The organism is Paraburkholderia sacchari (assembly GCF_000785435.2).
GTDB classification, from domain to species: Bacteria; Pseudomonadota; Gammaproteobacteria; order Burkholderiales; family Burkholderiaceae; genus Paraburkholderia; species Paraburkholderia sacchari.
The window spans coordinates 980,216-999,319 of record NZ_JTDB02000002.1; the positions used below are offsets into that span (position 1 = coordinate 980,216).

At 60.9% G+C, this 19,104-nt stretch carries 18 protein-coding genes; 14 read left to right on the forward strand and 4 right to left on the reverse strand.

The annotated features are described in order from the left end of the window. The first annotated feature begins 67 nt into the window (after positions 1-67). The 5 genes from NH14_RS11075 to NH14_RS11095 all read left to right on the forward strand — a co-directional run bounded on the left by NH14_RS11075 (position 68) and on the right by NH14_RS11095 (position 5,820). The gene (locus NH14_RS11075) at positions 68-1,321 is read left to right on the forward strand and encodes a glycosyltransferase family 87 protein (RefSeq protein WP_202031617.1); all 1,254 of its coding nucleotides are present in this window, start codon (positions 68-70) and stop codon (positions 1,319-1,321) included. A gap of 71 nt (positions 1,322-1,392) precedes the next feature. Further along, on the forward strand, positions 1,393-2,481 hold the full coding sequence (locus NH14_RS11080) for an acyltransferase family protein (RefSeq protein ID WP_052148093.1): 1,089 nt from the start codon (positions 1,393-1,395) through the stop codon (positions 2,479-2,481). A gap of 148 nt (positions 2,482-2,629) precedes the next feature. Further along, positions 2,630-3,742 (forward strand): acyltransferase family protein, encoded by a 1,113-nt coding sequence (locus tag NH14_RS11085; RefSeq protein WP_161790847.1) that lies wholly within the window; start codon positions 2,630-2,632, stop codon positions 3,740-3,742. A 426-nt stretch (positions 3,743-4,168) separates the two neighbouring features. After that, on the forward strand, positions 4,169-4,528 hold the full coding sequence (locus NH14_RS11090; protein ID WP_052148091.1) for a GtrA family protein: 360 nt from the start codon (positions 4,169-4,171) through the stop codon (positions 4,526-4,528). A gap of 2 nt (positions 4,529-4,530) precedes the next feature. Beyond that, positions 4,531-5,820: a glycosyltransferase family 87 protein gene (locus NH14_RS11095; RefSeq protein ID WP_035527530.1), complete on the forward strand. Its 1,290-nt coding sequence runs from the start codon at positions 4,531-4,533 to the stop codon at positions 5,818-5,820. A 13-nt stretch (positions 5,821-5,833) separates the two neighbouring features. Here NH14_RS11095 and NH14_RS11100 read toward each other — a convergent pair whose 3' ends face one another. The 4 genes from NH14_RS11100 to NH14_RS11115 all read right to left on the reverse strand — a co-directional run bounded on the left by NH14_RS11100 (position 5,834) and on the right by NH14_RS11115 (position 11,026). After that, positions 5,834-7,123 (reverse strand): acyltransferase family protein, encoded by a 1,290-nt coding sequence (locus tag NH14_RS11100; RefSeq protein WP_152617163.1) that lies wholly within the window; start codon positions 7,121-7,123, stop codon positions 5,834-5,836. A gap of 96 nt (positions 7,124-7,219) precedes the next feature. After that, positions 7,220-8,311, reverse strand: coding sequence for a glycosyltransferase family 2 protein (locus NH14_RS11105; RefSeq protein ID WP_052148089.1), 1,092 nt, complete (start codon positions 8,309-8,311; stop codon positions 7,220-7,222). Positions 8,312-8,327: 16 nt separating this feature from the next. Next, the gene (locus NH14_RS11110) at positions 8,328-9,599 is read right to left on the reverse strand and encodes a glycosyltransferase family 87 protein (RefSeq protein WP_052148088.1); all 1,272 of its coding nucleotides are present in this window, start codon (positions 9,597-9,599) and stop codon (positions 8,328-8,330) included. Continuing rightward, positions 9,596-11,026, reverse strand: a complete 1,431-nt coding sequence (locus NH14_RS11115; RefSeq protein WP_152617161.1) for a glycosyltransferase family 87 protein — start codon at positions 11,024-11,026, stop codon at positions 9,596-9,598. Before NH14_RS11115 ends, NH14_RS11110 begins: the two co-directional genes overlap by 4 nt. Before the next feature lie 342 nt (positions 11,027-11,368). Here NH14_RS11115 and NH14_RS11120 point away from each other — a divergent pair, with 342 nt between their 5' ends. From NH14_RS11120 to NH14_RS11160, 9 genes are all read left to right on the forward strand, one after another. Then, entirely contained in the window at positions 11,369-11,539 is a 171-nt protein-coding gene (locus tag NH14_RS11120) for a Flp family type IVb pilin (RefSeq protein WP_084225499.1), read from the forward strand. A gap of 363 nt (positions 11,540-11,902) precedes the next feature. Beyond that, positions 11,903-12,073 (forward strand): Flp family type IVb pilin, encoded by a 171-nt coding sequence (locus NH14_RS11125; RefSeq protein WP_084225497.1) that lies wholly within the window; start codon positions 11,903-11,905, stop codon positions 12,071-12,073. A 362-nt stretch (positions 12,074-12,435) separates the two neighbouring features. Continuing rightward, positions 12,436-12,606: a Flp family type IVb pilin gene (locus NH14_RS11130; RefSeq protein WP_084225495.1), complete on the forward strand. Its 171-nt coding sequence runs from the start codon at positions 12,436-12,438 to the stop codon at positions 12,604-12,606. Positions 12,607-12,633: 27 nt separating this feature from the next. Beyond that, positions 12,634-13,194 carry an A24 family peptidase gene (locus tag NH14_RS11135; RefSeq protein WP_035527528.1) on the forward strand — a complete coding sequence of 187 codons (561 nt, stop codon included), beginning with the start codon at positions 12,634-12,636 and terminating at the stop codon, positions 13,192-13,194. Between the two features lie 101 nt (positions 13,195-13,295). Continuing rightward, positions 13,296-14,132 carry a Flp pilus assembly protein CpaB gene (gene cpaB / locus NH14_RS11140; protein WP_035527526.1) on the forward strand — a complete coding sequence of 279 codons (837 nt, stop codon included), beginning with the start codon at positions 13,296-13,298 and terminating at the stop codon, positions 14,130-14,132. Between the two features lie 105 nt (positions 14,133-14,237). Then, positions 14,238-16,094, forward strand: coding sequence for a type II and III secretion system protein family protein (locus tag NH14_RS11145; protein ID WP_084225493.1), 1,857 nt, complete (start codon positions 14,238-14,240; stop codon positions 16,092-16,094). Between the two features lie 21 nt (positions 16,095-16,115). Beyond that, entirely contained in the window at positions 16,116-16,409 is a 294-nt protein-coding gene (locus NH14_RS11150) for a hypothetical protein (RefSeq protein WP_035527523.1), read from the forward strand. A 52-nt stretch (positions 16,410-16,461) separates the two neighbouring features. Further along, positions 16,462-17,670 carry a CpaE/TadZ family protein gene (locus NH14_RS11155; RefSeq protein ID WP_035527520.1) on the forward strand — a complete coding sequence of 403 codons (1,209 nt, stop codon included), beginning with the start codon at positions 16,462-16,464 and terminating at the stop codon, positions 17,668-17,670. 12 nt (positions 17,671-17,682) lie between these two features. Further along, entirely contained in the window at positions 17,683-19,092 is a 1,410-nt protein-coding gene (locus NH14_RS11160; RefSeq protein WP_035527517.1) for a TadA family conjugal transfer-associated ATPase, read from the forward strand. Positions 19,093-19,104: the final 12 nt, after the last annotated feature.

Below are 19,104 nucleotides of genomic sequence, written 5' to 3' on the forward strand. Positions count from 1 at the left end.
TCGCTTTCCCCATACACAATCTCCGAACAGGTGAATCGCCACACATAACATACCGATCGGGGGCCTCTTGAAAGCCATTGTTAGCCGGGAGGTCCAGCAATCTGCTTTTTTCACGCGAGAAAGAATCGCGGTGTACAGCAGCGCGTTACTGGTCGGGCAACTCGTTGTGATCGGGGTCTGGGTTGTATCGTGCTGGCTATTGCATATTCGCAACGTGCCGCCTCCCGGTCTCGACTTCCGCGTGTTCTGGAGCGCTTCCTTTATTTCCATACATCAAGGGGCCATTGCTGCATTCAATCCAGATCTCCTGCAGACAGTCGAAAACACGTTGCTTCAGGGCACCGGAATGGAAAGCCCGTGTGCACTCTGGGTTTATCCCCCTCCGTTTCAGCTGCTCATCTTTCCGCTCGCGATACTTCCTTACCCTGCGGCGTATGCGTTGTTCTGCTGCGCCAGCATCGCGTGCTGTCTGTTAGCGTGCGCCCCAATGATGAAATCCAGGCCGCTGCCAGGGGCGACCGTCATCGCATTTCCCGGCATTTGGGTCGCCACTATTCATGGTCAGAATTCATTGATCACACTCGCGCTTGCCGCGGGCGCACTGGGATTACTCGAGAAACGGCCGATTGCAGCCGGCGTGTGTGCTGGACTTCTCGTCATCAAGCCGCAGCTCGCGCCCATATTTCCTCTGCTTTTCCTGTTGGGCCGGAACTTCAAGGCTTTTTTTGCAGCCGCAGTGACGGCAGCGGTGCTTTGCCTCGTGAGTGGAATGGTTTTCGGCATGCCTCTCTGGCTTCGCTTCTTCGAGATGGCCTCATGGTTCAACTCAGCAGTTCAAAATAACTATGCCAGCTTGTGGGACGCCATGCCTACCGTCTTCGCGATCGCGCGACACTCGGGGGCCAGTATCGGTGTCGCGTACGCGCTTCATGCTTTTGTTGCCTTGGGATCGTTGCTGTTCACGATCACGATATGGCTGCGCAAGCCGCACTCGTCGCTGGCCAAGGCAGCAGCCGTTACGTCCGCATTGTTGATACCGATTTATTTGTTGTACTACGATCTGGCTTGGCTTCTGTTGCCAATTCTTTACCTAGCCGAAGATCTTCGGAAATCGCCTCGGCCCGCGCGCGTGGAATATGTCGTTTCAGCGCTCGCCTGGCTCGCTCCTCTCGCGTCACTGATTACGTGGTTTATGCCTTTCAAGAGCCGGTGGGCAGTGGTCTTGCTGATCGGCTTGATGGTGATCATCGCCCATCGTTTCCTTCAAGAAACCCGCGTGCGGGCCCATGGCCGTGCCTGCATTACCCACACCGGGTCGTGATACAGAGTTGCTGCACTGCAAGCGATTAATGGCTTGCCATGTATGAGGAAGCCGCGTGACGGGAGGGCAAGTTGCATACAACGAACCGAAGCCTCGAAGGCCTGCGCGGTACGGCGGCGCTCCTTGTCGTGTTTTTTCACATGAAGATACTGTCCGCGTACTCTGGAGTCGTTCAGAACGGATATCTCTCCGTGGACCTCTTCTTCGTTCTAAGCGGGTATGTGATCTGTTCTGCTTACGCATCTCGCCTGACGAACAGCCGCGAGGTCTTCCGCTTCGTGGTTCGTCGCATTGGACGGCTTTGGCCGCTGCACGCCCTCTCATCCGTGCTTTTCTATGGCCTGCTTTCCTTGCACGCAGTCATGTCGCATCAACCAGTCGTGGTACCTACGCCAGCGGAATTCGTTTCGCTGCTCACGATGACAAACGGGTTCAATCTCTTTGACCACAACATCGGGAACAGTGTCAGCTGGAGCGCAGGGGACGAGATTTACGTCTACGTCGTCTTCGCGGTGACATGCATGGCACTGCGCGTGCGGGTGTCCGTGCTGTTTGCTGCCTTCGCGATTTTAGGAGCCCTGATAGCCTTTCGGATCAACGCCGAATATTGCTTTACGCATGGCGCTTGCTACGACATGACCTACTCTTTCGGCTGGGCCCGCTGCCTGGCTGGCTTTTTCATTGGCGCACTGGTGGCTCGGCATGGCGACGCCCTACATTTCCTGACGTCGAAAAAATGCCAGGTGATCGCCGCGATTAGTGCGCTGGTGCTGCTTCAGATTGCAGCCGTTGTACCGCCATTGGCGTTCGGGGCGCCGATTATCTTCGGCCTGCTCGTCGCCTCGTTAGCGCGAGACAGTGGGCCCGTAGCCAGCCTGCTGCGCACGCGAGCGCTGCAATACCTTGGAGAGGTATCTTATGCACTGTATCTAAGCCATGCCGTCTTTCTGGTCTACTTTGTGAACCTGGTAGACGTTCCGGGGCGCCATGTGGCATGGCAGGCAGGCTGTTGCGCAGGCTTCTTATTTGCCTCCTTTGCGCTCGCACATTTCTTGCATCGATACATTGAGGTTCCGCTACGGGAGCAGATCTACGCTTTTGCGGAAAGAATGCCTGTCATCAGGGGCCGAAACGAGACCGGGTTGACAGCGAACGACTGACTAATCTCCTTCTTCCAAGCATAGTTTCACCGCCCGATCGGCGGTTGGTCATTCAACTGCGATTCGGGTGTTCGCTGTCACACATTCTGTTTCCGGGAAAAGCCCCAGAATTTACGTCTGAGGAATCCGCCCGCAGCGGGAGACCAACTTGCATAGAACGAATCGAAGCCTCGAAGGCCTGCGCGGGGCAGCAGCGTTGCTCGTCGTGCTCTTTCATCTGGGCCAGGTGTCACACGTCCCCGGTGTCATTCGAAACGGCTATCTCGCGGTTGATCTTTTTTTCGTGCTAAGCGGATTCGTCATCTGTTCAGCATATGGGGAGCGCCTGGAAACGGGGCATGACGTGTGGCGCTTCGTCGTGCGCCGCTTCGGACGGCTGTGGCCGTTGCATATCTCTACCGCAGTCCTCTTTTATGTGATCGGCGGATTGCCGCTGATCCTCACCCGCAGCGGCGTATTCGCACCAACGGGCGCGGAAGCTCTGTCAATTGTCACAATGACTCAGGGTCTGAGTATCGTCATCCACTCGTTCGGCAACCCGAACGCATGGAGTACCAGCGACGAGTTTTACGTCTACCTCCTGTTCGCGGCCATCAGCCTGGGTGCACGCCGCCACGTGCAGATTGCTTTCGCAATTGCTTTTGCAGCTGTCGGCCTTGCCATTGCCATATATGTCGACGCCGGGACATGCATATCTAACCGCCATTGCATGGATCTGGCTTCTAACTTCGGATGGGCGCGATGCATTTGCGGTTTCTTTATCGGCGTATTGATTGCTTTTTCACGGGAGCGCCTCCGGTCGCTAGGTACACCGAGGATTCAGGTAGCAGCGGCAATCTGCGTTCCTGCGCTCATGAAGGGCGCATACGCAATTCCGTTGTTGGCTTTTGCGGCACCTCTTGTGTTCGGCACGCTCATCGCGGCTCTCATTTCCGATGACGGACCACTAGCGACTCTCCTCCAGGCACGCCCCATGCAATATCTCGGCAGGACTTCCTACGCCATGTATCTCAGTCATGCCGTATTCGTTATGCCGCTCGCGGAATGGCTTTTGCATGGCAATTATAGAATTGGGTATCAGCTTACTGGTGCGGTGGCGTTCCTGTTCGCGTCTCTAACACTGACCCACTTTATGCACAAGTACGTAGAAATCCCGTTTCGTGACCGGATTTATGCATGGGTGGACTCGCGTACTCGTGAGAACGCGGCGCCGCTTTTGCGTGAGTGCTCCGACGACTATGGGCGTCGTGTCGAAAATTGATTGGATGATCATGATCTGGCCGCCGCCGTGGCCCAAGGGCGGCACGTCGGCATCTGCGCATCGGACCTCTCGATAACCCGCTGGGTGCACCGACTGAGAGGCGGCTCTGGCGATCGCGCCGCATCTGCGTCGCTATCTCCTGGTGTTGGGTTCCGATATCGACATAAATTCGGACACGTTTGCAAACGTACGTCAGTAAGGACGGCACGTGGATGGCGAACCCGCACGTGGCTGATTTGCCTGCGGTGTGTGGGTTCGCGAACGATCCTGCAGCTATTCCAGCTGCCGCGCGGCTAGCGAATCCCTCATACTTGAAGATACAAGCTATCGCGAGGCACGACCGGCACGAGGCGCGCCACCTGACAAAAGGGTGGGGCGCCATGACCTGCCGGCCCAAGCGTCGCGCATTTCAAGGAGCGACGGGGGATGCCGCGGATCATCAGGTTTGGAATCGCTGGGGTCATTGCGACCGGCGTTCACGTCTCGGTCGCCTGGTCGGTGTTCAACTGGCTAGTTCGCGACTCCACTGTCGCCAATGTTGTGGCATTCGTTGTCGCCAACATCGTCTCGTTTCTGCTTCAGACGCTGTGGAGCTTTTCCTCGCGTCCGACTATCGCGCGCTTCATGCGCTTTGCCACGGTCTCGATCGCGGGTTTTTTGGCCGCTGCACTGATTCCCTTGCTGTGCGGTCGGCAGACGATCTGGCTGCCGACCTTCGCTGTCATCATCTGCATTCCTGCGCTGTCTTATGTGTTGCATGCGCGATGGACCTATCAGGCGGCCTGACCATGCACGACGATTTCGTTCAATCTCGCTCCCGGCTGCTGCATCGAGCGCCCCGCTGGCTCGACGCGCAACGTATCCGCGCCTACGCGGCGTTCGTGCTACTGGTCAATATCGGTTACTTTTCCCTGAGGATATGGCTTGGGGCGATCGACCCGGTGCCCAACGTCAGTCCGCCCGGTTGGGATTTCGCCGTATTCTGGAGCGCGTCCTGGCTCGCGTTGCACGGTCCAGCCGTCAATGCGTTCGACACCGCCCTGATCGAGCCGATCGCCTTGCCGCTTCAAAACATGCTGCCGTCGGCATTCGTCACCCCGTGGACCTATCCGCCGACGTTCCTTCTCGTCATGCTTCCGGCAGCGTTGTTGCCATTCCAGGTGTCGTGCGTCGCCTATCTCCTGGCCGGGACTGCCTTCGCGTTCAAGGCGTGTGCACGCATTTTGCCGCCGGTGCGGGACCTGTCCTGGTGGCTGCCGGTCGTCGCGTTTCCCGCGATCTGGGTGACGGTAGGCGCCGGGCAGAACTCGTTTTTGACGTTTGCACTGATGGGACTCGGCCTCGTCTGTCTCGAGAGGCGGCCATGGCTCGCAGGAATTTTATTCGGTCTGCTCGCTATCAAGCCGCAACTCGGACTCATGATCCCCGTTGCGCTGGTGTTCGGCAGGAATTGGCGCGCGTTCATATCGGCGGCGCTGAGCGTAGGCGTGTTTTGCGCGCTCTCGGGGTTTGTGCTTGGGTTCGGCACGTTCGCTCGATTCGCCGAGGCGCTCCCCGCGTTTAGCCAGTTCGTCGTTCAGTATTCGGATCGCTGGCCGCGCGGGATTTTGACGGTGTTCGGCACGGCACGTCATTTTGGCGTGGCGGTGCCGACCGCATATCTGCTTCACGCGATCATGGCTGCACTGGCCGCGAGTGCCGTTGCCTGGCTTTGGGCCACGCGCGCGAGTTTCGAGTTGCGCGCGTCGGCGCTCGTACTCGCTACGCTGCTGGTTCCGACCTATCTGATGCCCTACGACTTGCTATTGTTGGGCTTACCGATTTTGTGGCTGGTGCGAGACGGCACCCGCAACGGTTGGATTCGGGGCGACGCCGTCGCGATGGTGAGTGCGTGGCTGTCACCGGTCGTCTCTTATACGCCCGGAGGTTGGGCGGCCGGCGCTTATGTGCCGTTCATCGTTTTTGCACTGCTGCTGGTAGTGATGCGGCGCTATGTGGTCCAACGAGCCGTAAGCGCTAATACGTGTGCCTGCATGGTTGAGGCCGAAGAGCATAGCAGCACGGTCAGTCGGCTTTGACTTCGCAGCCACATTATCCGGTTGATTTATCAGAATGACGGCAGCGATCTTCGGCGCCATCTCGCGATAGCGTGGCCGTGGCCCGGTCAATACCGGCGTCAGACCATGCGTAGATACGATCGCGGCAAGGGACTTCGATATATCGGTGCAGGAGATGGGCAAGGGCAAATGAGGCGGAGAGAAGTACAGCAATAGCAATCAATTGAAATCCACCAGCGTACTTGCTTTGGTTTAGCCAAGGGGTGAACGGAAGGACAATTACGCCATGACCTAAATACAAGGCGTAGGAAATTCTCCCGAGATACTGCATGGGGCGAGTCTGGAGGATGGTTGCCAGCGGCCCGCGGTCGCTAATGAGCGACGCGATAAGTGCAGCGAACACGAGAGGAGCCGCGAAGGCTGCGAGAGGAAATTCAGACGTGCTAGCGAGGAACACAAGGCTGCCAATTGCCAAAGCGATCTGGACGGCTGGTGTGTCAAACCACCGGAGATGGGTTCGCGAGCGAGCAAGCAGCGCGCCGACAAAGAATCCTGCAATGCATCGTGCCCAGCCGAAGGAGGAATGCAGATCCATGCAGTGCTGGATCGAAACGCAAGTTCCTGCGTCGACGTAAAGGACAATCGCAAATCCTGTGGCAGCAGCTATAGCGAAAGTGATTCGACGCCAGCGTCGCATGCCCAAACAGATTACCGCAAAGAGCAGATACACGTAGAACTCATCGCCGGTGCTCCAGGCAACCAGATTGCCAATGTCGTGATTGGGAAAAGCCAGTCCCTGGGTCATGGTCACGATCGCCATCGATTCGCCGCCTGTTGGCATATGGGGTGGCCTGCCACAGAGCGCGAAAATCATGCCTAAAAATGCGCAAGCGAGAATGGCAGAAACAAAATGTAGCGGCCACAATCGTCCGCTGCGACGGACGACGAAGCGCCATACGTCATGCCCTGTTTTCAGCCGGTCTGCATAGGCAGAGCAAATCACAAACCCGCTCAGTACAAAGAAGAGGTCAACCGCGAGATAACCGCTGCGGGTGATTGCTGAGAAGGGCGATAAACGGCCGATGTGGAAGAATACGACGAGCAGTGCAGCGGCGCCCCGCAGGCCTTCGAGGCCCCGATTTGTAGTTTTCAAGCCGGCCTCCGCTTTTTTTACTGTGGGAGCTTTCAAGGATGCGCGCTGTATGCCTTGCGTGGCCGCACAAGGCGTGCATAAGAATAGGCCGTTGCCGGGATTCCGATCAGTGTGACCTGCAAAATAAACCATGCCGCGCTGCACAGCGCAATAGCGCTCGCGCGTCAGCACATTTTCCGTCCTGCCGCATCAGCCGCACGGTTGACCTCGGATACGACACGCCTCGCCTTCCGCCCCCGTCGATAGCGACCCACGATCGACGCATAGTCACCGGCCAGCTGCCCGGACCTGCGACGCACTGGGCCCGCGAACCAATTCCAGCGTCGCGCCCCTGGTATGGGCTTCCGCACGTTCGACCGGCAAGGTGCTGATCTTGCTACGCGACTCATAGCGCCGGCGCACGAGGTAGATGGGCCGCTCTTTCGACTCGTCGTAAATGCGCCCGATGTATTCGCCAATGACACCGATGCCGGTCAACTGAATGCCGCTCATGAACAGCACGACGGAGATCAGGGAAGCGTAACCGGGGACCGGATTGCCGAACAGCAACGTGCGAGCGACCATAAAACCGCCGTAGCAAAACGCCAGTGCTGCTATCGCGCAGCCAATATACGTCCAGCTGCGCAAAGGCACGGTGCTAAAGCTCGTAATCCCTTCCAGGGCGAAATTCCACAGGCGCCATCCCGAGAACTTGGTTTTGCCTGCAGTGCGTGGCGTGCGTTCATAGTCGATGGTCACCGAATTGAACCCGACCCACGCAAACAGACCCTTCATGAACCGATGACGCTCCGGAAGGCTGCGCAGTGCATTCACCACCTGACGATCCATCAGCCTGAAGTCTCCAACGTTCTCGGGAATCTTGAGTTCCGAGAGTGCGTTGTGAACGCGATAGAACAACGCGGCGGTCGTGCGCTTCAGGAAAGAATCGCAGGCGCGGCTCGCGCGTCGGGCGAGCACGACTTCGGCGCCTTCGCGCCAACGCTCGATCATCTGGGGGATCAACGAAGGCGGATCCTGCAAGTCCGCATCGATGACGATAACCGCATCGCCAGCTGCTTCGTCGAGACCTGCCGTGAGCGCCGCCTCCTTGCCGAAATTGCGCGAGAGATCGATTACCCGCACACGCCTGTCGCGCTGGCTCACGCGGATCAGTCTTTCAAGCGTGGCATCGCGGCTGCCGTCGTTCACGCAGACAATCTCGAAGCGGATCGATTCGACCGATTCCATCGTCGCTATGATTTGCGTGAAAAAAGCCTCGACACCGTCTTCCTCGTTGTAGAACGGGGCAACGATGGAGACGAGAGGGTTCGAGAACGCGGATCTGGCGCGGCGCGTTTCCTCTGCGATAGGCCTGTTCATGACGTTTACTCCCTTGTTACAACGAGGTCGCGGTAATGGCGATGGCCCGCGCGCTGCGCTCGCGCGCAATCTGCGCGACCAGCATCCAGAGCGTGGCAATCGAGATGAGTGGGGTGAACGGGACGTGTAGATTCGACACGAGCGTGAGTCCCGCGATGGGCGCGAGCCAGAGTACGGCCAGCCATTCACGCTGTCCACGCTGGAAACCGTGTTCTTTCGCGTGAGCGATAATCCATGCGATGAGGATTCCATACCATGCGAGATCGTAATCGTAGAGGTACGGGCTCACCATCAAGCTGGCGCAAACGAGCACGGCGGCGCGCAGACCGAAGGCGCTTGGGCGGCCCCATGCATAGCAGACGGCCGAGGCGGCGCATACGACGGACAGGGTTTGCGCGGCGGCTGCGAGGGCAGTGGGCGCATGGAGCAGCTTGAACGCTGCGAACAACGTGGGTACTCGAAACAGCAGTGCCCGTCCGGTTTCGACGTAGCTGTTGGCGAGCGCCACGTTGTGAAGGAATGCAACGAACGTTTCACTGCCGAACGCCAGTACCGCGAGCGCCATCGAAATCGCCACGCCTGCGGCCATCGCGCCCAGTGCGCGCCATGAGCGTGAAGCGAGCAGCGCAAGCGGAATCAGCACGGCAAGCTGCGGCTTCATGGCAACGAGTGCAAAGCACAGCCCGGCGAGTATCGGACGGCGGCGCAGCAGAACCAGACCGAGCCCCACCAGCGATGCCGTAAGCAATCCGTTTTGGCCGGACGTCAGCACGAGCGCGGAACCCGGGAAGGCGATCGCGATGAGCGCGGTGCGCGGGTGGGGCACGATTGTCGTGGTTACCTTGACGAACAGCGCGAGCGTGCCGAACAGGAAGATGGGTGCCGCAAGCGTGAACGGCAGCAGCGCCAGGGGATAGACGAACAGCAGAAATGTTGGCGGGTAGAGCCAGGGGAGGACGCCGACGGGGCGGCCGGCCACATGCTCCTCGATGGGCGTCAGGATGCTGAGGTTATAGGCATCCGCCGCATGTCCCTGCAGGGCAAGATGCGAGGCGCTCCAGAACGGCAAGGAGTCCACGGCGAGCACGCTCATCTGTGGATCCTTCAGCCACACCAGGTGATACAGGTAAGCCAGCGCAACCCCAACGTAGTAGATGAGTGCGGCAAGCGGATAGATCCACAGGCGTTGTCCGCTCAACCAGTGCGAGCGGTGCGTTCCGCTATCGGGAGACTGAACGGGCGCCATCTTGGCGGTGCCGGTCAGTTCACGAAGAGTCGTCTGGTTCATTGAGTGGCCTCTCGTGTAATGGAATGGGTGCGTTCGATGCGCGCGCGGCGCAGCACCACGAGCAGCATGAGCAACAGAATGACCGGGCCGACTTGCGGCAGCCTGAGAACCTGATTGAAGAACTCGTACGCGGGCAGGAGCCAGGCGAGAAGCAGCACGGGCTGTTCGCCGGCCAGCCATCCACGACGCAATCCTGTTGCGAGCAGACCGGCGCACGCCAGTCCGAGCCACGTCAGTTCGTAGTGCCAGACGTAGGGATTGACAATCAGCGTGGCAGTCGCGAGCGCAGCCGCGCGCATGGCGGTGTCGCCCGTCGTGCGCCAGACTTTCCATGCGCTGCAGACGGCGATGACGGCAACGACTGCTTGCGCGAGTCTCGCCACGATCAGCGAAGCGTCCATGAGCCGGAGCGAAGCGAACACGGACGGAGAAGCGAGCCAGAAACGGACGTCGTGCTCGAGAAGGAACTCGCGTGCCATTCCGACGTTTCCGGCGAAGAGCCGAAGCGAAGCCGGCCCGCAAAGTATCACGCTTGCAAGAGCAAGGAGCACGGCCGTCACGGCGGCGTATCCAAACACCTTCCACGCCCGTGCCGCGACCAGAACGAGTGGGAACAAGATGCCCAGTTGCGGCTTGATAGCTAGCAGTCCGATGCAAATTCCGGCGACCACGGGGCGCCGGTCGATCGACGCGATGGCAAACGCGGCGAGCGCTGCCGTAATCAAACCGTTCTGTCCGAAGATGGCGCACACCAATACGCAGGGCATGGCGAGCACGATGTAGCGGGCCGTTGCGATGCCGAGCGCGCCCTGTGCGAGCCCGGAAACGCGAACGGTTGCGCAGACATAAGCCGAAGCGCTCGCGGCAAGGAATGCAACGTACGCAAGCGGAAGCGGCAACAGCGCGAGCGGCGTGACGAATAGCAGAAACGTGGGGGGGTAAAGCCAGGGGATAAACGCGCTCTTGGGCAGGCCGCCCGTTGCTGCGACCACGATCCGGGAGAACGCCGAGTAGTCGAAGACCGCGGCGGCCTGGCCGTGCAGGACCGCGTGGCTGGCCGACCAGAACACGCGCAGATCTGAGCCTGGACTCCATCCGCCTGTGTCGGAAAAGCCGCGGGTCACCACCGCCCATAGGACCACGAAGCCTACGCCTATGACAAGGATGGCGGTGCTGTAAGCGATGAGTCGCTCCCGCGAAAGCCAGGAGCACGCTATCGAGTGCGAACGTGTGGCATTCCACTCTAGTGGTCGCATTTTTTTCAGCCCCCGCTGAATTTTTCGGATTGGCGGCACCGCCGCCGTTTTTTTTGCCCCGTACACGCCAGTGGTGCGATGGATGGCAGTCCTGGCGTGTTGCGGGATTATGGTGAGCAGGGCGTTTTCTGGGCAACACGGAGTGCGTCGCCAGCGTTCGGGAGCGAACACTGGCGTGGGAGCGGATCGAACGCGATGAAAGCGCGTGTCATTTATTTCGATCTGCTGGCCGAAGTTGCAGGTGCGCGAGACCGGGTGCGAACGCGGAGATGAGGGGGCGCGGGGCGCGTTCGTTAAGCGAGGTGCCGCACATGTCGAAGGTCAAAGTTACCGAAATTGAGCGCCGGCGTACGCGTCATTGTTGCGGGTGTGTCCGAGCGCACAAAGGGATCGATTTGGCTCGCGTAGAACTGCGCCTGAGGCTACGGCGCTGAGCCAGTGACGTAGTCCCACCTGCCCTCAAAACCACATGGAACGGGGGTTTACCATGTTCACATCCATTCGGAGATCAAAATGAACAAGATCATCGCTCAGGCAAAGAACTTTGTTCGCGACGAAAACGGCATTACCGCTCTCGAGTACGGCATCCTGGCAGGCCTGATCACCGTCCTGCTGATCGCCAGCATCGCAACGATCGGCTCGGTGCTCAAGAACGTGTTCTCCGACATCGCCTCGGCCGTCTAGCGGACGCGTTTGCGAGTGTGTTTGCAACGCGCGCCACACTCGCCCACTTTCACAACAAACAAACGTTGAAGCTGGAACTGCTCGAGACCGCATTCGGAAACGTCTGGAAGCCGGGCGTCCTTCGAGCAGCGTCGTGTGCCATGGGGAGGGTCCGCGACGTGAAGCATTTCCGAATGCGGTTTTGCAATCAAGAGCAGGGGCGGGAAATGGTTTCAGGCGTGGTCGATCGCACAAAGCTATTAATTTGAGTCGCGTAAAACTGCACCCGAGACTAGTCCGCGAGGTCGAGTGACGTAGTCCCACCACCCTCAAAACCACATGGAACGGGGGTTAACGATGTACACATCCATTTGGAGATCAAAAATGCAAAACATCATCGCTCAGGCAAAGAACTTTGTTCGTGACGAAGACGGCATTACGGCTCTCGAGTACGGCATCCTGGCAGGTCTGATCACCATCTTGCTGATCGCCAGCATCGCAACGATTGGCTCGGTGCTCAAGAACGTTTTCTCCGACGTTGCCGTAGCGGTCTAACCGATGCATGGGCGAGTGGGTTTGCTGCGCGCGACACACTCGCCCAGTTTCACCAGAAGCGGACCTTTGTAACTGGAAATACTCGAGACCGGATTCGGAAACGCCTGATGACCAGGCGTCCCTGGAACAGCGTCGTGTGCCGTGAGACAGGGCCCGCGCCACAAAGCTTTCCGAATAGGGTTTTGCAGTTGAAGGGCAGTCTCAGGAAATGACTTCAGGTGTTGCCGATCGCACAAAGCTATTGGTTTCAAACGGGTACAAAGTGCGAACGCGATTACTGAGCTGCCCACAGTGATGTAGTCCGACCAGCCCTCAAACCCACAGGGAACTGGGCTCAGCAGTTCACTTTCAAGGAGATCGAAATGCAAAGGATCATCGCTCTGGCAAAGGGCTTCGTTCGCGACGAAGAGGGTATTACGGCTCTGGAGTACGGCATTCTGGCGGGGCTGATCACGGTCCTGCTGATCGCCAGCATCGCGACCATCGGTTCGGTGCTCCAGAACGTGTTTTCCGACATTGCCGCTGCGGTCTAAAAAAATCTGGGTCGGGGGAGCGGACAAATGGATTTCACAATACTTTCGGTTTCCTTGCCGCCGCAACCCGTTCCGCTGTGCGTGATCGCCCTCGTGATACTCGCTGCCAGCACGGACATCGTCAGCCGCCGGATTCCGAACCTGCTGATCATGCTGGGGCTCGTGTCGGCGCTCGCGGTCCAGATCGCGCTGCGCGGAGCGCTCTCGGGCAGCGCGATCTGGCTGAGCGGCGCGGCGACCGGGTTCGCGCTTTTGCTGCCGTTCTACCTGCTCCGGGGCATGGCTGCCGGCGACGTCAAGTTGCTGATGATGCTCGGCGCCTGGCTCGGGGCGGCTGCAACAGTCGATATCGCAGTGAACACCTTCATTATCGGTGGAGTGTGGTCACTAGGTGTCGCCTTGATGCGAGGGCGGTTGGTCCGGCTGATCGGAAACGTCGCGGCGTTGCTCGCGGGGTCCGGCCGGTTCATGCGCGCACCGGGTTTGTCGCCTGGTGTGCAGGTGGCGCGGGAGTCGGTTGGGTCGATTCCGTATGGTGTGGCGATCGGCGCGGGAACTGTAGCGGCGTTGTTTGCCATGGTGCACTAAAGCGCTGGCCGCAGCGCAGTGTCTGGCGGTAACGTGCCCCGGCGGCGACTTTACGGGGTTCGAAAGAGATCGAATTTTCTCGACAGTATATGGGGGTTGACATGAAAAACGGCCGCGCGCTTGCCATGCTCGCGATTGCCCTGCTGGCCGGTTTGGCCGCAGTGGTCTTCGCTTCCAAATGGTTGCTTCAGACGTCCTCGGGGGCCACGGTACCCGTTGCCGTCGCATCCGACGACATCAATCTCGGTCAGCCAATCAATGAAACGATGATCCGAACGGTCAACTGGCCAAAGGACAGCCTCCCACCCGGAACATTCAGTGCACCGAAGGACCTTGACGGTCGAGTCGTGCGCGCGAGCCTCACGCGTGGTGAACCGGTGCTCGATTCGAAGCTGGCGCCCGTGGGCACGAAAGGCGGTTTGTCCGCTGTGATTGGCGAGGGGCGTCGAGCGATTACGGTGCGCGTGAACGACGTGGTGGGCGTGGCCGGCTTTGCGTTGCCGGGTAACTACGTCGACGTGATCGTCAACACCCAGGAGCCGCAGAAGAAGACTGACGCGCAAGATCAGAGCATCTCGAAGATCGTGCTCGAAAAGATCCTGGTGCTCGCCGTCGCGCAGCAGGTCAACCGCGACGACACCGCGCCGAAGGTCGTGAACGCCGTGACCCTCGAGGTGACGCCTGAGCAGGCAGAGAAACTCGATCTGGCGCGAAGCGTGGGGACGCTCTCACTCGTCCTGCGCAACCAGGTGGACGACAAAAAGCTCGTCACGGACGGTGTGACCAAGCAGACGCTGCTGGGCCAGGCTGTGCCGCTGCCGGCGCCGGTGCCCGAGCCGGCCCATCCGGTGCGGGTGAAGTACGTGGCCCATGCGCAGGTCAAGCGTGATTGCGTCGGCGTTCTGTCGGGCGTCACGGGTAGTCAGGAGTGTTTCTGAAGCATCGCAGGGCGGCCGTCCAAGCCCGGAGTTGACCACCCGGGACAGGTTGCGATAGCGGCGAAGCCGCTACTAGAACGCTGGTAAAACACGGGGTATAACGATATGGATACCAAAGTAAAGGTGGGGTCCACGGGGGCCTGCAAGGACATCGGTACGTGGCGCGTTGCGACGCTGGCCTGGGTGTGCGCGGGGTTGGTGAACGCGACGCCTGGCTGGGCGCAGGAGCAGGCCGGGAACGGGGCGCAGGAGAAGTCCGCTTCGACTGCCCAGGTTCCGATGGGCAAGGGCGGCCCCGTGCAGATGACCATCAGCATGGGACCTGCACAGGGCGCCAACGGCGCGCCCAAAGCCGTGGCGGGACCGCTGCGCGGACCGAGTTGCGTCGGGGCCATTCGTGGCGAGAGCAATGTGGTCGTGCCGCTTGGCAAGTCGACGCTTGTGCCGATCGACGAGCCGGTGCGAAATCGCACGATCGGCAATCCGGAGATCGCGCAGGCGACCATGGTTTCGCCGCAGACGCTCTACGTGGTTGGCCAGTCGGTCGGGACCACCAACATGATCATCCAGGGCAAGAGCGGTGCGTGCCAGGTGATCGACGTGATCGTCAGCGCCGACTCGGGCGGCCTCCAGACCGCGCTCGCGCAACTCATGCCGCAAGAGCGCGATATCCGGGTTTCCACGGCTGCCGACAACATCGTGCTCGCCGGTCATGCGTCTAGCGCACAGGCGGCGCAGCAAGCGGTGGAAATCGCCAAGGTGTTCGGCGTGAGCGGCGGCAACGGATCGAAGTCGGGCGGCGTGATCAACATGCTGAGCGTCGACGCGCCGCAGCAGGTCATGCTCGAAGTGAAGGTCGCCGAAGTCGACAAGACCCTGATCGATCAGCTCGGTTCGGCAATCAATATCCAGGGCGGCTTCGGGTCGTGGACGGGCGCGCTCGTGAGCAATCTCCTCGCGGGCGTCTCGAGCGCATTCCTGGCGTCCAAGGCGAACAACAGGCCGTTCAACCTCGCCGTGGATGCGCAGAAGACCGACAACCTCGTGAAGATCCTCGCGGAGCCGAACCTCGTCACCATCAGCGGTCAGGAAGCTACTTTCCTCGCCGGCGGCAAGATCTTCATCCCCGTGCCGCAAAGCGGCGGCGGCAATACCGCCACGGCGATCACCCTGCAGCAAGAGGAGTTCGGCGTGGGGCTCAAGTTTACGCCGACCGTGCTTGGTAACGGCCGCATCAATCTGAAGGTGGCGCCGGAAGTCTCGGAGCTGTCGCCCACGGGCGTCACGTTGAGCGCCTCGAACGTGAGCGGCGTAAGCATCCTGCCGCTCATCACGACGCGGCGCGCTTCCACCACGGTCCAGATGGCCGATGGCGAGTCGTTCGCGATCGGCGGGCTGATCAACAACAACATTACGGGCTCGCTCAAGGCAGTGCCAGGCCTCGGTGAAATTCCGGTGCTGGGCGCGCTGATGCGCAGCACCTCGTTCCAGCACGACCGCTCGGAGCTGATCTTCATCATTACGCCGCACCTCGTGAAGCCCGTGAAGAGTATCGCGCAACTTCAGATGCCTACCGACAGCTTCTCGGAGCCCCTCGAGGCCGACGTGTACGCAACGGGCAACATGGAAGGCCGCGCCAAGCGCAACGAGGGACGCTTTGCACCAGCGGCACCCGCACCGGTAGCACCCGCGGGCCCACAGGCCACGCCGGCAACGCCCGCCGCACCTGCGTCGGCGCCGGGTGTGCCCGCAGCGCTGCCCGCACCGCAGGTCTCTTCGCGTCGCGAGGCGCCGGCGTCCTCCGGGCCGGTGCCCGAGGAAACGGTTGCACAGCCGGTCGCTACACAGCAAGTGAGCGTGCAGTCCCTCGCGCCGTCAGCGGGCGATGACAGCGCAGCGCGTGCGCAGCGCATCGAGCACGAAGCCGCCAGCATCGCGTCGAATCCAACCGTCGTTCATTGACCCGGCGATCAGGAGACCAGCATGAAACTCGATACTTTCGCATTCTTTCGCCGGGCTCTGCTGATTGCGCCGCTTGGCGTTGCGCTCGGCGGCTGCATGACCAGCTCGCCCATCTGGGAAGCGCATTTCGGCGAAGCGGTGCACCACTCGACGCAAGCGCAGATCATCGACCCGGACGCGGCCATGCACGTCAGCTCGCAGCCGGGGGTGGACGGCAAGGCCGCCGCAGCGGCGATGGACCGCTACGACAAGTCCTTCACGCAACCGAAGGAGTCCACATCGCCCTACACGATTGGCGTGAGCTCGGGGCAATAAGCCGGGTCACGCACGACAGGCCGGAGAACGAAACCAAACCGGGCATACGATCATGATCGACATACTCATTACTTCCACGGACACCGAGCGGCTCGCGCAGATCATGCGCGTGATCGCGGGATGCGGTCCCTACCGCACGACGCGTACCGTCGGCACGCCGTTCGATCTCGTCGAGCGTGGCGACACGCTCGATGCATTCGATGTCCTGATCGTCGATGCAAGGGGATTGCAGGAGGCGCAGCTGCCTTCCGTGACGGAGCTGTGCCGCCGTCGCGAACGGCTCTTGTGCATGCTGCTGATTCCCGAGGCGTCGCCGGACGCGCTCATTGCGGCGATGCGCGCGGGTTTCCGGGACGTGATCACCGGGCCGCTGGACCCTGTGGCGATAGGCGATGCGCTGCAGCGCGCGATCGGTCAGCGCGCGCAGGGCAGTGCTCGCTCCACGCGCATCGTGTCGTACATGTCGTGCAAGGGCGGCGTGGGGACGAGCTTCATCGCGGCGAACGTGGCGCACATCATCTCGCAGACGCAGAACCAGCGCGTGCTGCTGATCGATCTGAACCAGCTCTACGCGGACGCCGCGTTTCTCGTGACGGAGCAGACGCCGCCCTCGACGCTGCCCCAGTTGTGCGCGGAAGTGGACCGCATGGACGTGGCGTTCTTCGATGCGAGCGTGATACATGCCGGCGAGAACTTCGACATCCTGGCGGGCGCGGGCGACCCGATCAAGGCGGGCGAAATGCGTCAGGACCGGCTCGAATGGGTGCTCGGTGTCGCGATGCCACGTTACGACTGCGTGGTCATCGATCTCGGGCAGACCATCAATCCGCTTTCCATGCTTGCACTGGACCGCAGTGACGAGATTCACATCGTCTTGCAGGCAAGCATGCCGCACCTGCGGGCGGGCCGCCGCCTGCAGGAGATCCTGCAATCGCTCGGCTATGGGCCTGAGCGCATCCGTGTGCTGCTCAACCGCCAGACCAAACACGGCGAGCGCGTGCGCGAGGCCGCCGAAAGCGTGCTTGGCGTCAAGCCGTTCCAGGTCATTCCGGACGACGCGCGTGCCGTATCCGAAGCGGTCAATCAGGGTTTGCCGATTGCCGTGGCGGCGCCCGGCAGCGCGGTGACGCGCAGCCTGCGCACGCTGGCGGCGAGCGTTGCGGCCGCGAATGCCACGGACACGACGCGGCGCGGCAAAAGCGACTCGTTGTTCGCACGCCTGATCGGTCGTCAGGCGCCGGCCAAACTCGGCATGATGTAAAGGAGAAAAAACATGTCTCTTCGCGAGCAAATCTTTGCGCAGCGCTTCGAGCCGACGATCGTCGAACGTGCCGACTCCAGCGTGAGCGCCGGCGCCGGTATCGGCGCTTCAACTGCAACCTCCGCACCTGCCAGGGTGAAAACCGAGGCGTATCAGAAGCTGAAGTACGAAATCCACCAGGCGGTGCTCGAACGCGTCGAGCTCGAGCGTCTTTCGCGCATGCCTCAGGAGCAGATCCGCAGCGAGATCAGCGCGCTCGTCGGTCGCATACTCGAAGATCAGAAGGCGCTCGCGAACGACATCGAGCGCAGGCAGCTCGCCATCGACGTGTATGACGAGATGTTCGGATTCGGTCCGCTCGAGCCGCTGCTGCGCGACCCCACGGTCTCGGACATTCTCGTGAACACGTGGCGCCAGACGTTCGTGGAGCGCCGCGGCAAGCTCGAACTCACCGACGTCAACTTCTACGATGACGCGCACCTCATGAAGGTGATCGAGAAGATCGTCTCGCGGGTGGGACGGCGCATCGACGAGTCGAGCCCGATGGTGGACGCGCGCCTGCCCGACGGCTCGCGCGTGAACGCCATCATTCCACCTTCGGCCGTGGATGGGCCGCTTGTCTCGATCCGGCGGTTCGCGGTCTCGCCGCTGCAGGTCTCGGATCTGATCGAGCTGCAGACGCTCACGCCGCCCATGGCCCAGGTGCTGGAGGGGCTTGCGCGCGCCAAGGTCAACATTCTCGTGTCGGGCGGCACGGGCAGCGGCAAGACGACGCTGCTCAACGTGCTCTCAGGCTTCATTCCGAACGACGAGCGCATTGTCACAATCGAGGATGCGGCCGAACTCCAGCTGCGCCAGGATCACGTGCTGCGGCTCGAAACGCGCCCGCCGAATATCGAGGGGCGCGGCGAGATCACCCAGCGCGCGCTCGTGCGCAACGCGCTGCGTATGCGCCCCGACCGCATCATCCTTGGCGAAGTGCGCGGCGCGGAAGCGCTCGACATGCTCAACGCCATGAACACAGGCCACGAAGGATCGCTTGCGACGATCCACGCCAACACGCCGCGCGACGCGCTCACGCGGCTCGAAAACATGATCAGCCTGGGCGGTCTTTCGTTGCCGCCGCGCACGATGCGTCATCAGATCTCGTCGGCAATTTCGGTGGTCGTGCAGGCCGCGCGCCTCACCGACGGCCGCCGCAAGATCATGAGCATTTCGGAGCTGACCGGCATGGAAGGCGACATCGTCAACATGCAGGAAATCTTCACGTTCAAGCGCACTGGCATGGATTCGAACGGCAACGTGCGCGGCTACTTTTGCGCGACCGGCGTGCGGCCGAAGTTCTGCGAGCGCTTTGCGGCGTTTGGCGTGAACGTGCCGGACCAGATTTTCGAACCGGGCCGCCGTTTCGAAACGGCCTGATGTTCTCGACGT